We start from the raw sequence: 16,553 nt of genomic DNA, 5'->3' as shown, positions 1-16,553 counted from the left end.
GCAACGTGGCGCCTGCATCGCGACCAAGGTCGGCTCCTACGCCGATCGTGGTAGGAGCCGACCTTGGTCGCGATTGGGCCGCCGTCGATTCCAGACAGGATCAAAACCCGAAGATACGGGGCATTGCCTGCCCTTATCCGGCCATGGTCCGCAGGCCCCGGTGTTCATACTCGCGGCTTGTCTGATCAGACCTACGAAGACACCGGATGAGCACGACCCGCAAGACCCCCTGGCTGCTGATGATCCTCTGCGTTGTGGTGCTGGCCGCGGCCAGCGTCGCCGGTACCTGGTACTACGTGACCCGCATGGAAACCGCTACCGCGCCGGCTGCCCAGCCGCCTGCGGCGCCGGAGCTGGTGACCATCCCGCCGCTGACGGTGAACCTGCAGAACCCCCAGCACGAGCAGCGCCTGCTGTACATCGGCTTCAGCATCACCGTGGGCGACAAGGCTACCCAGGCGTTCCTGCAACCCTACGTGCCGCAAATCCGCAGCCAGCTGTTCAAGCTGCTGGGCGAACAGGACAGCACCGCGCTGATGACCAGCCAGGGCAAGAGCGCCCTGGCCGCCAAGGTGCTGGAGCTGGTCAAGCGGCCCCTGGCTACACCCCAACCCGAGCTTTCCATACTCGACGTCCTTTACACCGACTTCATCGTGCAATAGCCCATGGCCCTAGAAGACCTGTTGTCGCAGGAAGAGATCGATACCCTGCTCAAGGGCGTCAGTGGCGAGGACGAACACCCCGCCGATGGCGATGCCACCAGCTGGGACGCTCATATCCGCCCCTATGACCCGGCCACCCAGCATCGGGTGATCCGCGAGCGGCTGCATGCGCTGGATATCATCAATGAACGCTTCGCCCGCTATTTCCGCATGGGCCTGTTCAATTTGATCCGCCGCAGCGCCGACATCACCGTGGACAGCGTGCGCTACCAGAGCTTCAGCGACTTTTCCCGCCACGTGCCGGTGCCCACCAACATCAACCTGCTGGCGATGAAACCGCTGCGTGGCATCGTGCTGACGGTGTTTCCGCCCAACCTGGTGTTCATGGTGGTGGACAACCTGTTTGGCGGCGACGGGCGCTTCCTGGCCAAGTCCGAAGGCCGCGAGTTCACCCGCACCGAGCAGCGCATCATCCGCCGCCTGCTGAGCCTGGCCATCAGCGCCTACCAGGACGCCTGGAGCTCGGTGTACCCGCTGGAAATCGAATACCTGCGTTCGGAAATGCAGGCCAAGTTCGCCAACATCACCAGCTCGCCCAACGAGATCGTGGTCAACACCACCTTCCACCTGGAGGTGGGCAACCTCTCCAGCGATTTCAACATCGTCATTCCCTACTTGATGATCGAGCCGCTGCGCCAGCTGCTCAACGGCCCTCTGACCGACAGCGACCCGGACGCCGAGCGCGCCTGGAGCCGCAAGATGGCCGGCGAGATCACCCAGTCGCACATCGAGCTGGTGGCCGACTTCACCGAGCTGGACACCAGCATCGGCCAGGTCATGGCCCTGCAGGTGGGCGACGTGCTGCCCATCGAGCTGCCCGACACCATCGTCGCCAAGGTCGACGGCGTGCCGGTGATGACCTGTGAATACGGCAGCCAGGACGGCCTGTGCGCCCTGCTGGTGAAAGACCTGATCGACCACTCCCCCGCCGGCCCCGAAGCGGCCAGCTTCGTGAAAGGCCCCGTGCCCCCAGCCAAGGACTCCGCCCATGACTGACCCGAACACCCCCCAGGACAACCCGGCGGACGAACCGTCGCTGGAAGACGAATGGGCCAGCGCCATGGCTGAACAGGGCGACGACGCCGGCCTCGACGATCCGTGGGCTGAGGCCCTCGCCGAGCAGGAAGCCGCGCCCGTGGAAGCCCCGGCGCCGGCCGCCAGCAAGATGTTCCGGCCGCTGGCTGGCCAGGGCGGCGGCGCAGTGAGCCGCGACCTGGAAATGATCATGGACATCCCGGTCAAGCTCAGCGTCGAGCTGGGCCGCACCCGGGTCACCATCAAGCAGCTGCTGGAACTGGCCCAGGGCTCGGTGCTGGCGCTGGACGGCCTGGCCGGCGAGCCCATGGACATCCTCATCAACGGCTACCTGATCGCCCAGGGCGAAGTGGTCGTTGTGGACGAGAAGTACGGCATCCGCATCACCGAGATCATCACCCCGTCCGAGCGGGTGCAGAAACTCAACCGATGAGCAGCTCGTCCTCCCCCGACAACCTGCTGGGCCTGGCGCTGCTGGGCAAGACCGCGCTGGCGTTCGCCGTGGTGGTGGCCAGCATCCTGCTGTGTGGTTGGCTGGCCAAGCGCCTGCGCCCGGGCCACACCCGCCCTGGCGCGCACCTGCAACTGGTGAGCAGCACGTCGGTGGGCCAGCGCGAGCGCGTGGTCATCGTCCAGGTGCAGGAACGCTGGCTGGTGCTGGGAGTAACCCCACAGCACATCAGCGCGCTGGGCGAGATGCCCGCCCCCGAGCAAGCGCCGGCAGTGGCGCCCACCGCCCTGGCACCGGCGTTCGCCGAGCGCCTGGCCGCGGCCCTGAAGCAACGCCTGGGCGGGACGGACAAGCCATGAACCTGCGTCCCCTGCTGCTGGCCGCCTGCCTGCTGCCCGCCTGTATCGACAGCGCCTTCGCCCAAGGCACCCAGGGCCTGGAAGCCTTCACCAGCCAGGCCATGGGCAACGGCAGCCAGCAATGGTCGCTGAGCCTGCAGACGCTGATGCTGCTGTCGTCCATGGCGTTCCTGCCGGCGCTGCTGCTGATGATGACCGGCTTCACCCGCATCATCATCGTCCTGGGCCTTTTGCGCACCGCCATCGGCACCACCTCGGCACCGCCCAACCAGGTGCTGCTGGGCCTGGCGCTGTTCCTGACTTTCTTCGTCATGTCGCCGGTGCTGAACAAGGCCTACGACACGGCCTGGCAGCCGTTCTCCAGCAACCAGATCGGCCTGGAGGAGATGCTCGACAAGGGCAGCCAGCCGTTCCGCGGCTTCATGCTCAAGCAGACCCGCGAGACCGACCTGGCCATGTACGCGCGCATCGCCGACCTGCAGGACCTGGACAGCCCGCAGCAGGTGCCCATGCGCGTGCTGATGCCGGCGTTCGTCACCAGCGAGCTGAAGACCGCCTTCCAGATCGGCTTCAGCATCTTCGTGCCGTTCCTGATCATCGACCTGATCGTCGCCAGCGTGCTGATGGCGCTGGGCATGATGATGGTGCCACCGGCCACCATTTCCCTGCCGTTCAAGCTGATGCTGTTCGTGCTGGTGGACGGCTGGCAGCTGCTGCTGGGCTCCCTGGCGCAGAGTTTCTACACCTGACATCCACCTTCGGAGCCCCACCACGATGACACCGGAAATGGTCATGGACCTGGCCTACAGGGGCATGCGCGTCAGCCTGTTCGTGGCCGCCCCGCTGCTGCTCACCACCCTGGCCGTGGGCCTGGTGGTCAGCCTGTTCCAGGCCGCCACGCAGATCAACGAATCGACCCTGTCGTTCATCCCCAAGATCGTCGGCATCTGTGCCGTGCTGGTGCTGGCCGGGCCGTTGATGATGGATATGATCCTCGACTTCACCCGCGACCTGCTGGTGGGCCTGCCCCACCTGGTGGGCTGACGGCCGATGCTGGAGCTCGATCCGGGCCAGTTGCAACACTGGCTGGCACTGTTCTTCTGGCCGCTGTGCCGCATCGCTGCGTTCATGCTGGCCGACCCGCTGCTGGGCCACACCATCATTCCCAACACCGTGAAAGCCGGCCTGGCGGTGCTGCTCAGCGTGCTGATCGCGCCGGTGCTGCCGGCCATGCCCGACGTGCCGATCATGTCCTGGGAAAGCCTGGGCATCGCCGTCGAACAGCTGCTGATCGGCGCCAGCCTGGGCATGGTGATGCGCGTGACCCTGGCGGCGGTGGAGATGGCCGGCGAGATCTGCGGCATGCAGATGGGCCTGGCGTTCGCCAGTTTCTATTCGGCGGAAAGCAACACCAACACCATGGTGCTGTCGCGGCTGCTGAGCATGACCACCCTGCTGATGTTCCTCGCCCTTGACGGCCACCTGCTGGTGCTGCGCCTGCTGGCCAGCACCTTCCAGAGCCTGCCGGTGGGCAACCTGCATTTCGACCCGTCGTCGTGGGAGATGGTGGCGCGCTACGGCGGGCACATTTTCCTCACCGGCCTGCTGCTGGCGTTGCCCATGGTGGCGGCGCTGCTGATCATCAACCTGGCCATGGGCATTCTCAACCGTGCGGCGCCGCAGCTCACGGTGTTTGCCGTGGGTTTCCCGGTCACCCTGAGCACCGGCCTGGTGCTGATCATGGCGCTGACCAGCCACCTGGGGCACTTCATCCAGCTACTGCTGGATGAGTCCCTGCACTTCCTGCAGACCCTGGTCGGCAACATGATCGTGCCGGCCTGAGCCCCGTCAGATGTAGTCGAACAGGGTCATGCCCTGCACGCTGGAGAAGGTCTGCTGCGCCGCCTGCAACGCCACTTGCAGCGCGGTGTAGTTGGACACCGAGGTGGTGTAGTCGGCGTCGGTGAGGTTCGACAGGCTGGTGGCGTAGTTCAACGAGGCATCGTCGCCGACGGTATCCAGCACATCGATCTCGTTCATGCGCGTGCCCACCGAGGTGCGCACCGTCAGGACGTTGTCCAGGGCGTTGTCCAGTTCGCGGCTGCTGGTGGACAGGGTGTTGCTCAGCGCAGCCTGGTCGGCGTCATCCTCCACCGGCGTGTTCAACGCGGTGATGATGTTCTGCAGGGTGGTGAAGATGTTCGGGTCGGCGTCGCTGGCGGTGCTGACGCTGATGCTATCGCCGTCGGCCGGCTCGCCGTCCAGGGTCAGCGACAGGCCGTTGATTTCCAGGGTGTCGCCCGCCTCATAGGCCACCGCGTCGCCACCGTCGACGCTGTAGGTGGCCACGCCCTCGTCGTCCACGGCGAAGGTCAGGGTGAAACCGGTGCCGTAGTTGGCGTCGCTGGTATCGGTGATGTCCGGACCGTCGAAGGTCACCGAGCCGCTGTTGTCGGCGCTGGCCTGGGCCACGAAGCCGGCGGCGCTGCCGACGCTGAGGAACACGGTCTGGCCGGTGTCGCCGCTGGCCAGGGTCTCGGTGGCGCTGACCTGCTGCATCACCGCGTTGTCGTCGCCCTGGTAGGTCAGGTTGCCGTCTTCGTCGGTGACGAAGGTCTGGCTCTGGCTCTGGTAGCCGGAAAAGATGTAGTTGCCGCTGCTGTCGGTGGTGTTGGCCAGCGACACCAGGGTGTCGTACACCCCCTGCAGCGAGGTGGCGATGGACGCCCGGTCCTCGTCGCTGAGGGTGCCGTCGCCGGCCTGGATCAGCAGCGTCTTGGCGCTGGTGATGGCGTCGCTGACGCTGTCCAGGGCGCTTTCCTCGGTGGACAGCGAGGTGGTGACCGAGGTGCGCGAGGCGGCGTACTGGTCGTTGAGCGATGAACTCTGCTGCACGATCACCGCCTGGGCGGCGGCCGAGGAGTCGTCCGATGGATTCACCACGCGCTTGCCGCTGGAGACTTCGTTGCTGGCGTCCAGGTAGGCGGCTTCCTGGGTGAGCATGTTGCTCAGGCCCTGGCTGAAGATGGTCTGGGTGGAAATGCGCATTCGCTAAGCCTCCTGGTCAGGCGTCCATGCCGAGAATGGTGTCGAGGACGGTAGAGCCCACTTCGACGATCTTCGCGCAGGCCTGGTAGTAGGCCTGGTAGCGCACCAGGTCGGCGGCTTCTTCGTCCAGGTTCACCCCCGAAGAGGACTGCTGCAGCGTGGTCAACTGGTCGGTGACGCTGGTCTGGTTGTCCAGCCGCGTGCTGATGGAACTGGTGGTGCTGCCCACTTCGCTGACCAGCGAGGCATAGGCCTCGGCCAGGGTCGACTTGCCGCCCACCAGGTCCTGGTTCTGCAGGTCGAGCATCTGCAGGGCGATGGTGTTGTCGCTGTCGCCGCCGCCCGAACCGGCGGCAATCAGAGACGGGTCGTCGATCTCGGTGTCCAGGGTGCTGGCGGCGCTGGCCAGCGGCTTGACCAGGAAGCTGTCGCCATCATCGGCGGTGCCGCTGATGGTCACGGTCAGGCCGCCGAAGCTGAGGGTGCCGGCGTCGGCGTCGTAGGCGGCCGCCACGGCCGAGCCGGTGCTGGCGTCGGTGACGGTGTAGCCGTCGTCGTCCGAGTAGCTGACGGTGTAATTGCTGGTGGCCAGGCTGTCCAGGTCATCGGAGAACGTGGCGCTGAGGCTGGCACTGCCGGTGTTGCCGGTGTTGCTGTACACCACCGGGTCGCCCACCGAGAAGAACGCCGTGCCGGTGTCACCGTTGAGGTCGGTGCCGCTGGTCTGCAGGCTGTTGAAGGCGCTGGCCAGGGCCACGGCCATCTGGCCCAGCTGGTTCTGCGCGGTGTCCAGGGTTTCGCTGCGGAACGTCAGCAGGCCGCCCAGGGAACCGCCGCTGATGGTCGACTCGTCCAGTTCGGTCTGGTTGCCGGAGGCGTCGACGTAGCTGACGGTGGTCTGCGACGGGTCGCTGGACGAGGTGGTGGCGGCCAGCTCGAAGCTGTTGGAGCCGGACACCAGCGACAGGCCGTTGCTCAGGGAAATGCTGTAGCTGCCGTTGTCCTGCACGGTGAGGTCGACGTCCACCAGCTCGCTGAGCGAGGTCACCAGGGAATCGCGCTGGTCCATCAGGGTGTTGGCCGCGTCCGAGTTGCTGCCCAGGGCGCTGATCTGCTGGTTGAGCGTGGCGATCTGGTCGGTGAGGTCGTTGACCTGGCCGACCTGGTCGGTGATCTGCGACGAGACGCTGCTTTGCATGTCGTCCAGGTAGCTGCCCAGGGAGTTGAACTGGGCCACCAGGGTCTCGGCCGAGCCGATCACTTCTTCCCGCGCCGCCGAGTCGCTGGCGTCGCTGCTCATGGTCTGCACCGAGGAGAAGAAGTCCTGCATCAGGGTGTCGAGGTCCGAGGTGCTGTCGGCCAGCAGGTCGTCCACCTGGGAGACTTCCGTCGAGTAGGTGCTGAGCGCGCTCTCGGTGCTGGTGGACGCGTTGAGCTGGGCCGCGATAAACTGGTCGAACGTACGATCGACACTGGTCACCTCCACGCCCCCCGTGGAGCTCGCGGCAAGCGAGGTAGTCTCCAGGTTGTAGCCATCGGTATAGACGTTGGTGATGTTGTTGCTGCTGGTGCTGAGGGCCACTTGTGCCGCGTTCAGGCCGCTGACACCGATCGAAATGATGCTCATAAATAATTCCTGCACGACGTGCCACGTGTTATCGGCCGATTGCCCGAAATCTTGAAAAATCAGCCGGTTTTTTTTGCCGCGCTCAACAGTGTGGGAGCTGGCTTGCCAGCGAGCTCTTGAGGCCCCAAAAGCTCGCTGGCAAGCCAGCTCCCACAGGTCCATTCGATACCTTTATTCCAGCCGCGCGGTTTGCAGCGGCTGGCGCAGCGGGCCAATGGTGGCCATGACGGCGATCAGCTTGCTGGCGTAGTCGGGGTCGGTGGCGTAGCCGCCGCGCTGCAACGCGTACGCTGCATGCAAGGGGTCGCGGGCAGTGAGCACGCCGGCGTAGTTGGCGTTGTTGCCGATCAACTGGGTGTAGTCCGCTAATGCCGCGTCGTCGCTTTCGTAGGCGCGGAAGCTCTGCACTTGCTTGCGCATCTGGCCGTCCTCGAATTCGCTGGTCATGACCTCGGTGGTCGCGCCGCGCCAGCGCCCGCCAGCCTTGATGCCGAACAGGTTGTGGCTGTCCTCGCCGCTGGCGGTGGGGATCTTGCGCCGGCCCCAGTCGGTTTCCAGCGCGGCCTGGGCGACGATCAGCTCGGCGGGAATGCCGCTGCTGCGCGACGCCTGCTGCGCCGGGCCGGCCAGGCGCTGGACGAAGTCCTGCACATGGGCCGCACGGCTGCCGATATCGCCCACCGCGCGGCGCTGCCAGGCGGCGAACGCCTGCTGCACATTGCCAACCCTGCCCGACGGCGCCGTCACCCGCTGGCCACTGCTGACCCCCAGTTGCCGGTCCAGCACCTCGGCCAGGCCCAGGCCCTTGCCAGCCAGGTGCTGCGCCCACTGCTCATCGAGCATCTCGGTGTACATGGCGGTCTGCGAGTCGTTGTCCAGGTCGGACTTGGGAATGGCGGCGCGCATGCTCTTGAGCATCATCTGCAGGAACATGGCCTCGAACTGCTTGCTGGCCTCGTGGGCCCCGGCGTTGTGGTCCTGCGCCGCGGTGCGCCGCAGGTTGGCCAGGCCCTGCATGTCCAGGGCGAAGCCATCGGTGCTGCTGGCCAGGCTCATCAGATGATCTCCAGCTCGGCACGCAGTGAACCTGCGGCCTTCAGCGCCTGCAGTATCACCATCAGGTCCTGGGGCGTGGCGCCCAGGGCGTTGAGGCCCTTGACCACGTCCATCAGGTTGGCGCTGCCTTCCACCAGGTGCAGCAGGCCGCCCTGCTCCTGGATCGAGATGCTGCTGTTGGCGCTGCCGGCGGTCTGCCCCTGGCTGAGCGCACCAGGCTGGCTGACCTGGTTCCTGGTGTCGATGACCACCGACAGGTTGCCGTGGGCCACCGCCGCACGCCCCAGCTTCACCGCGCCGTTGAGCACCACCGAGCCGGTGCGCGAGTCGATGATGACCTTGGGCCTGGCGTCGGCAGGCAGCACCTGCACGCTCTCTACCAGGGCCATGAAGTTGACCCGCTCATTGGGCGACAACGGCCCCTGCAGCTGGATCACCCCACCGTTGACGGCCGAGGCCACGGTGCGGCGGAATTCGCTGTTGATCGCGTACACCGCGCGCTCGGTGGTGGCGAAATCGGCTTCGTTCAAATACAGGCTCAACACGCCGTCGTTGCCGCCCAGGCGCAGCGGCACCTCGCGCTCCACCACCGCGCCACGGGGAATGCGCCCGCCGGCCAGCTGGTTGACGGTGACGCTGCTGCCGTTGGCCGCAGCGCCGGCGCCGCCCACCAGCAGGTTGCCCTGGGCCATGGCGTAGACATCGCCGTCGGCGCCCTTGAGTGGCGTCATCAGCAAGGTGCCGCCGCGCAGGCTGCGGGCGTTGCCGATGGACGACACCACCACGTCGATCTGCTGCCCCGGCCGCGCGAACGGCGGCAAGGTGGCGGTCAGCATCACCGCCGCGATGTTGCGCATCTGCATGTTGGCGTTGGCCGGCAGGGTCAGGCCCAACTGCGACAGCATGTTGGTCAGGCTCTGCTCGGTGAACGGGCTCTGGGTGGTCTGGTCACCGCTGCCGTCCAGGCCCACCACCAGGCCGTAGCCCACCAGGCTGTTGGGGCGCACGCCGGCGAATTCGGCGATGTCGCGGATCTGCTCGGCCTGGGCGATGGTACCCAGGCCCAGCAACAGCAGGCCCACCAGGCAGCGGGCGAAGGTGGAGCGAATCAGGTCAGCCATGGCACCGGCCCTCAGAGCGGGGAAATGTTGAGGAAGAAGCGGTGCAGCCAACCCATGCGCTGCGCTTCGTTGATATAGCCGTCGCCGACGTACTCGATGCGCGCGTCCGACACCTGGGTAGACGCCACGGTGTTATCGCCGGTGATGGTGCGCGGGTTGACTACCCCGGAGAAGCGGATGTACTCGGTGCCCTGGTTGATGGCGATCTGTTTCTCGCCACGCACCCGCAGGTTGCCGTTGGGCATCACTTCCATCACCGCCACGGCGATGGTGCCGGTGAACGAGTTGGTGGCCTGGGAGCCGCCACTGCCGGTGAAGTCATTGTCCACCGAGGCATCCAGGCCATAGCTGCCCTCCTGGGACGCCCGGCTGGAGGTGGCCTTCATGCTCAGCCCCACCGTGCCGGTGCGCCCGGCGTTGGACGCCGAGTTCTTGCTGGCACTGACCTGCTCGTTAAGGGTGATGGTCAGGGTGTCGCCGACCATGCGCGGCCGGCGGTCCTCGAACAGCGGCTGCGCGCCACGGCGCACCTGGAAGATCGCGCCATCGGCCAAGCGCGGCGGCAACGGCGGCACCACCATGCTTTCGTCGGCCACCACCGGCTTGTGCGGCAGCACATCGCAACCGGCCAGCAGCACCAGCAGCAGGCCCACGCAAGGCTTCAGGTTCATGCCGTACCTCATAGCTGCGTCAGGCGCTGCAGCATCTCGTTGGACGCATCCACCGCCTTGCTGTTGATCTCGTAGGCGCGCTGCACCTGGATCATGCTGACCATCTCTTCCACGACGTTGACGTTGGAGGTCTCGACGTAGCCTTCCGACAGCGTGCCGGCGCCGTTGAGGCCAGGCGTGGTTTCGGTGGGCGCGCCCGAGGCGTCGGTCTCCAGGTACAGGTTCTGGCCGATGCTTTCCAGGCCGGCCGGGTTGATGAACAGCGCCACGTTCAACTGTCCCACCTGGGTGGAGGTGGCGGAGCCGGACTGCACCACCGAGACGATGCCGTCGTTGCTCACCGACACCGAGGTGGCGGTGCTGGGAATGGTGATGCCGCCCGTCAGGGTGTAGCCGTTGGACGTCACCATCTGGCCGTTGGCGTCGAGCTGGAAGCTGCCGTCGCGGGTGTAGGCGGTGCTGCCGTCGGGCATGTCGACTTCAAAGAAACCGTTGCCGTTGATGGCCAGGTCCTTGCTGTTGTCGGTCTCGGTGAGGTTACCCTGGGTGTGCAGGCGCTCGGTGGCCACCTGGCGCACCCCGGTGCCCACCTGCAGGCCCGAGGGCAGCTTGGTCTGGCTGGTGCTCTGGGCGCCGGGCTGGCGCATGTTCTGGTACAGCAGGTCCTCGAACACCGCCCGCGACTTCTTGAAGCCGTTGGTGCTGACGTTGGCCAGGTTGTTGGCGATCACGTCCATTTGCGCCTGCTGGGCTTCCAGGCCGGTCTTGGCCGTCCACAGTGATCGGATCATCGATCATTCCTCGTTCAATTAGCCCTGCAGGGACAGCAGGCTGTTGGCGCTCTTGGCGTTTTCGTCGGCGCTGCTGATGACCTTCATCTGCATCTCGTAGCGGCGGGAGTTGTCGATCATTGCCACCATGGCGCTGGTGGGGCTGATGTTGCTGCCCTCCAGGTTGCCGGGGCTCAGGCGCATGGTTTCGTCGGCGGGCAGCGGCTGCACCGAGCCGTCCGGGCCCGGCGGGGCACGGAACAGGCCATCGGTGCCGGCCTCGACCGTGCCCGGCAGGGCCGAGACCATCTTCAGCCGGCCCACCGTGGCCAGGCCCTTGGCGTCGCCGCCCTGCTCGCGCACGGTGAGGGTGCCGTCGCTGCCGATGCTGACTTCACTGCCCGGCGGCACGCTGAGCGGGCCGCCATCGCCGATCACCGGGCGGCCGCCCAGGGACAGGTTGCCGGCGCCGTCCACCTGCAGGTCGCCGCGGCGGGTGTAGGCCTCGCTGCCGTCGCTGGTCTGCACGGCCAGCAGGCCGTTGGCGTCCAGGGCCACGTCGAGGTTGCGGTCGGTGCGGGTCACCGGGCCCTGGTTCCAGTCCACGCCGACGCCGGTGGCGGCCACCGACACCCGCGTCGGCAGGCCTTCGCCGGGCACCGGCACGGCCTGCATCTGCGCCAGTTGCGCGCGGAAGCCGGGGGTGGACAGGTTGGCCAGGTTGTTGGCCACCACGGCTTGCTGGTCGAGGGCCTGGTTGGCGCCGCTCATGGCGGTGAAAAGCATGCGATCCATGATTACGACCCGAGGCTGACCGCTTGCTGGAGGACTTCGCTCTGGGTCTTCACCGATTGCGAGTTGGCCTGGAAGTTGCGCTGGGCAATGATCAGGTTCACCAGTTCGGTGGTCAGGTCGACGTTGGAGTCTTCGGTCACGCCGCTCTCGATCGAGCCCAGCTGGCCGGTGCCGGCGGTGCCCAGCAGGGCCACGCCCGACTCGCTGGTGGCGGTCCAGCTGTTGTCGCCAACGGCCTTCAGGCCCTGCTCGTTGTTGAAGGTGGCGAGCACGATCTGGTCGATGATCTGCGTCTGGTCGTTGGAGTAGCTGGCCACCACGTTGCCGCTGGAATCGATGGTGAAGCCGGTCAGGCTGCCCGAGGTGTAGCCGTCCTGGGAGCTGCTGGACAGCTCGAAGTCGTTGCCGAACTGGGTGGTGCCGGTCAGGTCGAGGTCGATGCTCATCTCGGCCGCGCCGTTGCCCGGGTCATAGGTGTAGGTCGACGTGGCGCCGCTGGTCAGCAGGCCGCTGGTGTCGAACGCCACTTCCTGGCTCAGGGCATTGCCGTCGTCATCGGTCAGGGTGTTGCCGTCGATGGCGCTGTAGACGTTCCAGGTGTTGGTGTCGTCGCTCTTGGCGAAGTACAGCGTCATGGTGTGGCTGTTGCCCAGCGAGTCGTAAACCGTGGCGCTGGTGGAGTACGAATAGGTGGTGGCGTCGGTCGAGTCGAAGGTGCTGGTGATGGCGTCCGAGCTGGAGTCCAGGTTCAGCGTGGCATCCAGTTCGCTGGTGGCGCTGGCCTGCAGGCCGCTGGACGGGATCTGGATCACGCCGTTGACGCCCACCAGCTTGGCGCCCGAGGCATTCTCCAGGTAGCCGTCCGAACTCAGGGTCAGCTGGCCGTTGCGCGAGTAGGTGGTGGTGCTGCCGTCGTTGAAGACGAAGAAACCGTCGCCGCTGATGGCCAGGTCCAGGTCGTTGTCGGTGGTGGTCAGGCTACCCGACTCGAAATTCTGCACCACGCCAGACACGGACGTGCCCAGGCCCACTTCGGCGTCGGCGTAGACGTCGGCGAACTCGGTGGTGGAGCTCTTGAAGCCCACGGTTTCGGAGTTGGAGATGTTGTTGCTGATCACGTTGAGGTCGGTGGACGCCGCGCTCAAACCGCTCAGTGCTTGGGAAAAGCCCATGTTTCGCTCCTTGAAGCCAATAAGGACCGGGCAGCCGCAAACGCCGCGAAGGTCACGTTTCTGTGAAAGGTCGCGCTGCGCTGCTACAGCAGCAGGCGGATGTCGCTGAGGCTGGCGCTGTCGGTGTTGGCGCCCAGTTCCAGCACCACGTCGCTGTCGTCGTCGGTGCTCACGCCCGAGACCAGCGCGTAGTTGAGCTCGGTGGCGGTCACGGCGGTGCCGCCGTCGGTGGCGGTGATGCTCACGGTGTAGGAGCCGTCCGCCGCGGTGCTGCCGTCGTCTTCCAGGCCATCCCAGGTCAGCGAATGGGTGCCTTCGTTCAAGGCGCCGACGTTGATGGTGCGGACCACGTTGCCGCTGCTGTCGGTGATGGTGGCGGTGACCGTGTCGGCGTCGCCGTCCAGGTTGACCCCGTAGGTGGTGGCGCTGCCGCCGTCCACGGTGATCGAGTCGCCGTCCACCAGCACGCCCTTGCCCACCAGCGCCGAGGCTTGCAGGGCCTGGCTGGTGTCGATCTGGCCGGAGATGCTGTCCAGCGTGTCACCCAGGTCGGTGATGCCGCTGATCATGTTGATCTGCGCCAGCTGCGAGACCATCTCGGTGTTGTCCATGGGCTCGGAGGGGTCCTGGTTCTGCAGCTCGGTCACCAGCAGGGTGAGGAACTGGTCCTGCAGGTCATCCGCCGTGGTCGTGGTGGTGCTGGTGGTGCTGCTGCTCGAACTGGTGTTCATCGACGACAGCACGGAACTGCTGATGGTGTTGGTCATGGATCAGGACTCTCCCAGGGTCAGGGTCTTAAGCATCAGTTGCTTGCTCGTGCTCATGACCTCGACGTTGGCCTGGTAGGAGCGCGAGGCGGAAATCATGTTGACCATCTCGCCCACCGGCTCCACGTTGGGCATGCTGACGTAGCCGTCGGCGTCGGCCATGGGGTCGCTGGGGCGGTATTCCTTGCGGAACGCCGACTGGTCCTCGACCACCTGGCTCACGCGCACACCGCCCAGGCCCTCGGCCTGGGCCTCGAACACGGCCTGGCGGGCACGGTACGGCTGGCCGTCGGGGCCGCTGACACTGTCGGCGTTGGCCAGGTTGCTGGCGGTCACGTTCATGCGCTGGGACTGGGCACTCAGCGCGGAACCGGCGATATCGAAGATGCTGAAAATCGACATGGTGGGTACCTGCTCTATTCGGACTGCATGGCGGTCTTGAGCGCTTGCAGCCGGCTGTTCAGAAACGTCAGGCTGGCCTCGTAGTGCACCGAGTTGTCACTGAACTGGGCGCGTTCGCGGTCCATGTCCACGGTGTTGCCGTCCAGGCTGGGCTGGTCGGGTACGCGATAGAGCAGTTCGTGCAACGAGGTGCCGCTGAAGGTCGCCGCCAGGTGCCGGTCCGAGGTGGTCGCCAGGCTCATGCCGCTGGCCTTGGGCATGCCCTGCCCCAGGGCGCTGGCCAGTTCGCTGGAAAAATCGAAATCGCGGGCGCGGTAGCCCGGCGTGTCGGCGTTGGCGATGTTGTTGGCCAGCACTTGCTGACGCTCGGCGCGCAGGCTCAAGGCGGCCTGCTGGAAGCTGAGCTCGTTGTCGAGCTTGTCGATCATGCTGGCGGCCTCCGACTCGGTTTGGGGGGTGAGGCGCGCAGAGTAGTCGCAAGGTTGCCAAGCCAAAGGCCGAAACAGACACGCATTTATCGAGCACTTCCGACCTTGCATCGCGGCGCCGCGCTCTAGAATCACCTGCACGACCCCTCGACGAATTCGCCCATGACGACTCGCCCTACCCGCGCCGCGCGCGCCCGGCTCGCCACTGCCAGCGCCTGCCTGAGTGCGCTGCTGTGGCTGCCGCAAAGCCCCCTGGCCGTGGCCGACCCGGCCCTGGAGCAGGCCCGTATCCGCGAGCTGCTGACCGCGGCCCTGCCGGCCCACGCCAACCACCCGCAGATCGAGCTGAGCAACCTGGCAGCGGCCTGCGAGGACCCGCGCCCGTTCCTCACCCACCCCGAGCAGCGCAGCTATGGCCGGGTGCTGGTGGGCGTGCGCTGCGGGCGCGCGTTGCACTACGTGCAGGCAAAGGTGTCAGTGATGGGGACCTACGTGGTCAGCCAGCAGAACCTGGCGGCCAACCAGGTGATCGAAGCCGACATGCTGGCCCTCAGGACCGGCGCCCTGGAGAAGCTGCCGGCCAACACTGCGCTGAGCGTCAAGGAGGTGGTGGGGCTACGCGCGGGCCACACGTTCAAGGCGTCGGCGCCGCTGATCACCACGGCGCTGCGCAAGACCTGGCTGGTGGAGCAGAACCATCCGGTGGCCATGCAGTTTCGCGGCGCCGGATTCACCTTGAGCCGCCAGGGCAAGGCCCTGGATAACGGTTACCTGGGCGACGAGGTGCGCGTGGTGGCCGAGCGCGGCAAGCTGCTGCGCGGCAAAGTGACCGGGCCTGATCAACTGCTGGTACGCGATTGAACGTGCCACATATTTGAAACACAGGCGTTCAAGTTCAATCACCCAATGCCGATAGTGGGCAAAAGGGACACTATGAAAATTCGACCGTGAAAATAATCAGCACTGCGCTCAGCAACACACTGCCCAATACCGACCTCTCGGCCAACAATCGGCTGCAGAAAAGTGAGGCCAGTGACACGGATCCGGCGGTCAGCAACACGCTGGAATTAAACGAAAGCCTCTACGGCTCGGACGCGTCCACTGCCGATATCGACATGAATCGGGTGAACGAGATTCGCCAGTCGATCAGCGATGGTTCGCTGCAGATCGACTCGTCGCGGATCTTCGATGGCATGGCCGAAAGTGTGATGGAAATGAATGGGCAAGCACCCGAGTGAAAAACGGCCGCCGGCCGGACAAGACATCGCCAGGGGCCTGGCGCGCCACCTGCAACGCCAGCAGGTGGCCGCGCAGCGCCTGCTGACGTTGCTGGAACAGGAACGCCTGGCGCTGGCCGGGCCGAAGATCGATGGCGAGCGGCTGACCGAGCTGAGCATCGCCAAGCAGACGATCCTAGAAGACCTGGAGCAGCTGGAAACCACCCGCCGCCGCGCCCAGCGCTCGCTGGGCCATGCGCCCGACCACCACGGCGCCATGCAGCTGGCCCGGGACCAGGGCTGCCTGCCCGCCTGGACGCGCCTGCAGGACCTGGCCGCCCGCGCGCAGCACCTCAACCAGTTCAACGGCGACATGCTGCGGGTGCGCCAGCAGCAGAACCAGCGCATCCTCAACTACCTCAACGAGGCCACCGGCCGCACCCTGTACGGCCCCGACGGCCGCCACGCCGGGCACTCAGGCCGGGCATGAACTGCCGGCCGCCAGCACGCGGTCGAACAGCGCGCGCATGGTGGTGGCCCGCAGCGGTTTCTGCACGATGCCCAGCAGTGGCTGGGCCGGGCGCCGCACCAGGCTGGCCAGCAGCGCCGGCGCCGGCACCTGGCCGTCGGACAGCAGAATCAGGTGCCTGACCTTGCGGTCGGCGTACACCAGTTCCGCCAGCTCCAGGTCGCTCATGTCGAAGGTCCCCACGCTGCAGATCGCCACGTCGAAGTGCTCGCGGCTGCTGCGCAGCACCCGCGCCAGTTCGTCCTGGCTCATGACCGGGGTCAGGTAGTGGCAGCCCAGGTCGTAGAGCAGGGTCTGGGTGTCGAACAGTTGGAAGGCGTGCGGTTCTATCAGCAGAATCCGTAGCCTGGAATTCTCTAGCAGCTCTCGATCAGTCACGGCAA

22 protein-coding genes are annotated in these 16,553 nt (G+C 66.1%); 10 read left to right on the top strand and 12 right to left on the bottom strand.

The window, feature by feature from the left end; translation table 11 throughout:
- Positions 1-206 precede the first annotated feature (206 nt).
- The 7 genes from ACWKWX_RS03135 to fliR all read left to right on the top strand — a co-directional run bounded on the left by ACWKWX_RS03135 (position 207) and on the right by fliR (position 4,409).
- Positions 207-662 (top strand): flagellar basal body-associated FliL family protein, encoded by a 456-nt coding sequence (locus tag ACWKWX_RS03135; RefSeq protein WP_416421441.1) that lies wholly within the window; start codon positions 207-209, stop codon positions 660-662.
- Between the two features lie 3 nt (positions 663-665).
- Positions 666-1,718, top strand: coding sequence for a flagellar motor switch protein FliM (gene fliM / locus ACWKWX_RS03130; protein WP_416421442.1), 1,053 nt, complete (start codon positions 666-668; stop codon positions 1,716-1,718).
- Positions 1,711-2,190 (top strand): flagellar motor switch protein FliN, encoded by a 480-nt coding sequence (gene fliN, locus ACWKWX_RS03125; protein ID WP_473004830.1) that lies wholly within the window; start codon positions 1,711-1,713, stop codon positions 2,188-2,190. The genes fliM and fliN overlap by 8 nt, the downstream gene beginning before the upstream one ends.
- The gene (fliO, locus tag ACWKWX_RS03120) at positions 2,187-2,567 is read left to right on the top strand and encodes a flagellar biosynthetic protein FliO (RefSeq protein WP_416421444.1); all 381 of its coding nucleotides are present in this window, start codon (positions 2,187-2,189) and stop codon (positions 2,565-2,567) included. Before fliN ends, fliO begins: the two co-directional genes overlap by 4 nt.
- Positions 2,568-2,668: 101 nt before the next feature.
- Positions 2,669-3,316: a flagellar type III secretion system pore protein FliP gene (gene fliP / locus ACWKWX_RS03115; protein ID WP_416427494.1), complete on the top strand. Its 648-nt coding sequence runs from the start codon at positions 2,669-2,671 to the stop codon at positions 3,314-3,316.
- Between the two features lie 25 nt (positions 3,317-3,341).
- Positions 3,342-3,611, top strand: coding sequence for a flagellar biosynthesis protein FliQ (fliQ, locus tag ACWKWX_RS03110; RefSeq protein ID WP_416421445.1), 270 nt, complete (start codon positions 3,342-3,344; stop codon positions 3,609-3,611).
- A gap of 6 nt (positions 3,612-3,617) precedes the next feature.
- Positions 3,618-4,409: a flagellar biosynthetic protein FliR gene (fliR, locus tag ACWKWX_RS03105; protein WP_416421446.1), complete on the top strand. Its 792-nt coding sequence runs from the start codon at positions 3,618-3,620 to the stop codon at positions 4,407-4,409.
- A 6-nt stretch (positions 4,410-4,415) separates the two neighbouring features.
- On the opposite strand, the gene flgL is transcribed toward fliR, so the two are convergent.
- The 11 genes from flgL to flgB all read right to left on the bottom strand — a co-directional run bounded on the left by flgL (position 4,416) and on the right by flgB (position 14,424).
- Positions 4,416-5,615, bottom strand: coding sequence for a flagellar hook-associated protein FlgL (gene flgL / locus ACWKWX_RS03100; protein ID WP_416421447.1), 1,200 nt, complete (start codon positions 5,613-5,615; stop codon positions 4,416-4,418).
- Positions 5,616-5,631: 16 nt separating this feature from the next.
- Complete coding sequence (flgK, locus tag ACWKWX_RS03095) at positions 5,632-7,242, bottom strand: flagellar hook-associated protein FlgK (RefSeq protein ID WP_483827003.1); 1,611 nt, start codon at positions 7,240-7,242, stop codon at positions 5,632-5,634.
- Between the two features lie 171 nt (positions 7,243-7,413).
- Positions 7,414-8,298, bottom strand: a complete 885-nt coding sequence (gene flgJ / locus ACWKWX_RS03090; RefSeq protein WP_483827002.1) for a flagellar assembly peptidoglycan hydrolase FlgJ — start codon at positions 8,296-8,298, stop codon at positions 7,414-7,416.
- Complete coding sequence (flgI, locus tag ACWKWX_RS03085) at positions 8,298-9,419, bottom strand: flagellar basal body P-ring protein FlgI (RefSeq protein WP_483827001.1); 1,122 nt, start codon at positions 9,417-9,419, stop codon at positions 8,298-8,300. Before flgI ends, flgJ begins: the two co-directional genes overlap by 1 nt.
- An 11-nt stretch (positions 9,420-9,430) precedes the next feature.
- Positions 9,431-10,090, bottom strand: coding sequence for a flagellar basal body L-ring protein FlgH (locus tag ACWKWX_RS03080; protein ID WP_416421451.1), 660 nt, complete (start codon positions 10,088-10,090; stop codon positions 9,431-9,433).
- 8 nt (positions 10,091-10,098) lie between these two features.
- Positions 10,099-10,881 (bottom strand): flagellar basal-body rod protein FlgG, encoded by a 783-nt coding sequence (gene flgG / locus ACWKWX_RS03075; protein WP_416421452.1) that lies wholly within the window; start codon positions 10,879-10,881, stop codon positions 10,099-10,101.
- Positions 10,882-10,899: 18 nt separating this feature from the next.
- Positions 10,900-11,655 carry a flagellar basal body rod protein FlgF gene (locus tag ACWKWX_RS03070; protein WP_416421453.1) on the bottom strand — a complete coding sequence of 252 codons (756 nt, stop codon included), beginning with the start codon at positions 11,653-11,655 and terminating at the stop codon, positions 10,900-10,902.
- Between the two features lie 2 nt (positions 11,656-11,657).
- Positions 11,658-12,827 carry a flagellar hook protein FlgE gene (flgE, locus tag ACWKWX_RS03065; protein WP_416421454.1) on the bottom strand — a complete coding sequence of 390 codons (1,170 nt, stop codon included), beginning with the start codon at positions 12,825-12,827 and terminating at the stop codon, positions 11,658-11,660.
- A gap of 83 nt (positions 12,828-12,910) precedes the next feature.
- Positions 12,911-13,594 (bottom strand): flagellar hook assembly protein FlgD, encoded by a 684-nt coding sequence (locus ACWKWX_RS03060; RefSeq protein WP_416421455.1) that lies wholly within the window; start codon positions 13,592-13,594, stop codon positions 12,911-12,913.
- 3 nt (positions 13,595-13,597) lie between these two features.
- On the bottom strand, positions 13,598-13,996 hold the full coding sequence (flgC, locus tag ACWKWX_RS03055) for a flagellar basal body rod protein FlgC (RefSeq protein WP_483827000.1): 399 nt from the start codon (positions 13,994-13,996) through the stop codon (positions 13,598-13,600).
- 14 nt (positions 13,997-14,010) lie between these two features.
- A complete protein-coding gene (gene flgB / locus ACWKWX_RS03050) occupies positions 14,011-14,424 on the bottom strand; it encodes a flagellar basal body rod protein FlgB (RefSeq protein WP_416421457.1) in 414 nt (137 codons plus the stop codon).
- 162 nt (positions 14,425-14,586) lie between these two features.
- Between flgB and flgA the strand changes: the two genes are divergently transcribed.
- From flgA to ACWKWX_RS03035, 3 genes are all read left to right on the top strand, one after another.
- Complete coding sequence (flgA, locus tag ACWKWX_RS03045; RefSeq protein WP_483826999.1) at positions 14,587-15,285, top strand: flagellar basal body P-ring formation chaperone FlgA; 699 nt, start codon at positions 14,587-14,589, stop codon at positions 15,283-15,285.
- Positions 15,286-15,371: 86 nt separating this feature from the next.
- On the top strand, positions 15,372-15,662 hold the full coding sequence (flgM, locus tag ACWKWX_RS03040; RefSeq protein ID WP_416421459.1) for a flagellar biosynthesis anti-sigma factor FlgM: 291 nt from the start codon (positions 15,372-15,374) through the stop codon (positions 15,660-15,662).
- Entirely contained in the window at positions 15,643-16,131 is a 489-nt protein-coding gene (locus ACWKWX_RS03035; RefSeq protein ID WP_416421460.1) for a flagella synthesis protein FlgN, read from the top strand. Before flgM ends, ACWKWX_RS03035 begins: the two co-directional genes overlap by 20 nt.
- On the opposite strand, the gene ACWKWX_RS03030 is transcribed toward ACWKWX_RS03035, so the two are convergent.
- The gene (locus tag ACWKWX_RS03030) at positions 16,117-16,548 is read right to left on the bottom strand and encodes an ANTAR domain-containing protein (RefSeq protein ID WP_416421461.1); all 432 of its coding nucleotides are present in this window, start codon (positions 16,546-16,548) and stop codon (positions 16,117-16,119) included. The genes ACWKWX_RS03035 and ACWKWX_RS03030 overlap by 15 nt on opposite strands.
- Positions 16,549-16,553: the final 5 nt, after the last annotated feature.

The sequence above is a fragment of the Pseudomonas imperatae genome (assembly GCF_057128625.1).
This window is presented reverse-complemented; position numbering and strand designations above follow the sequence as displayed.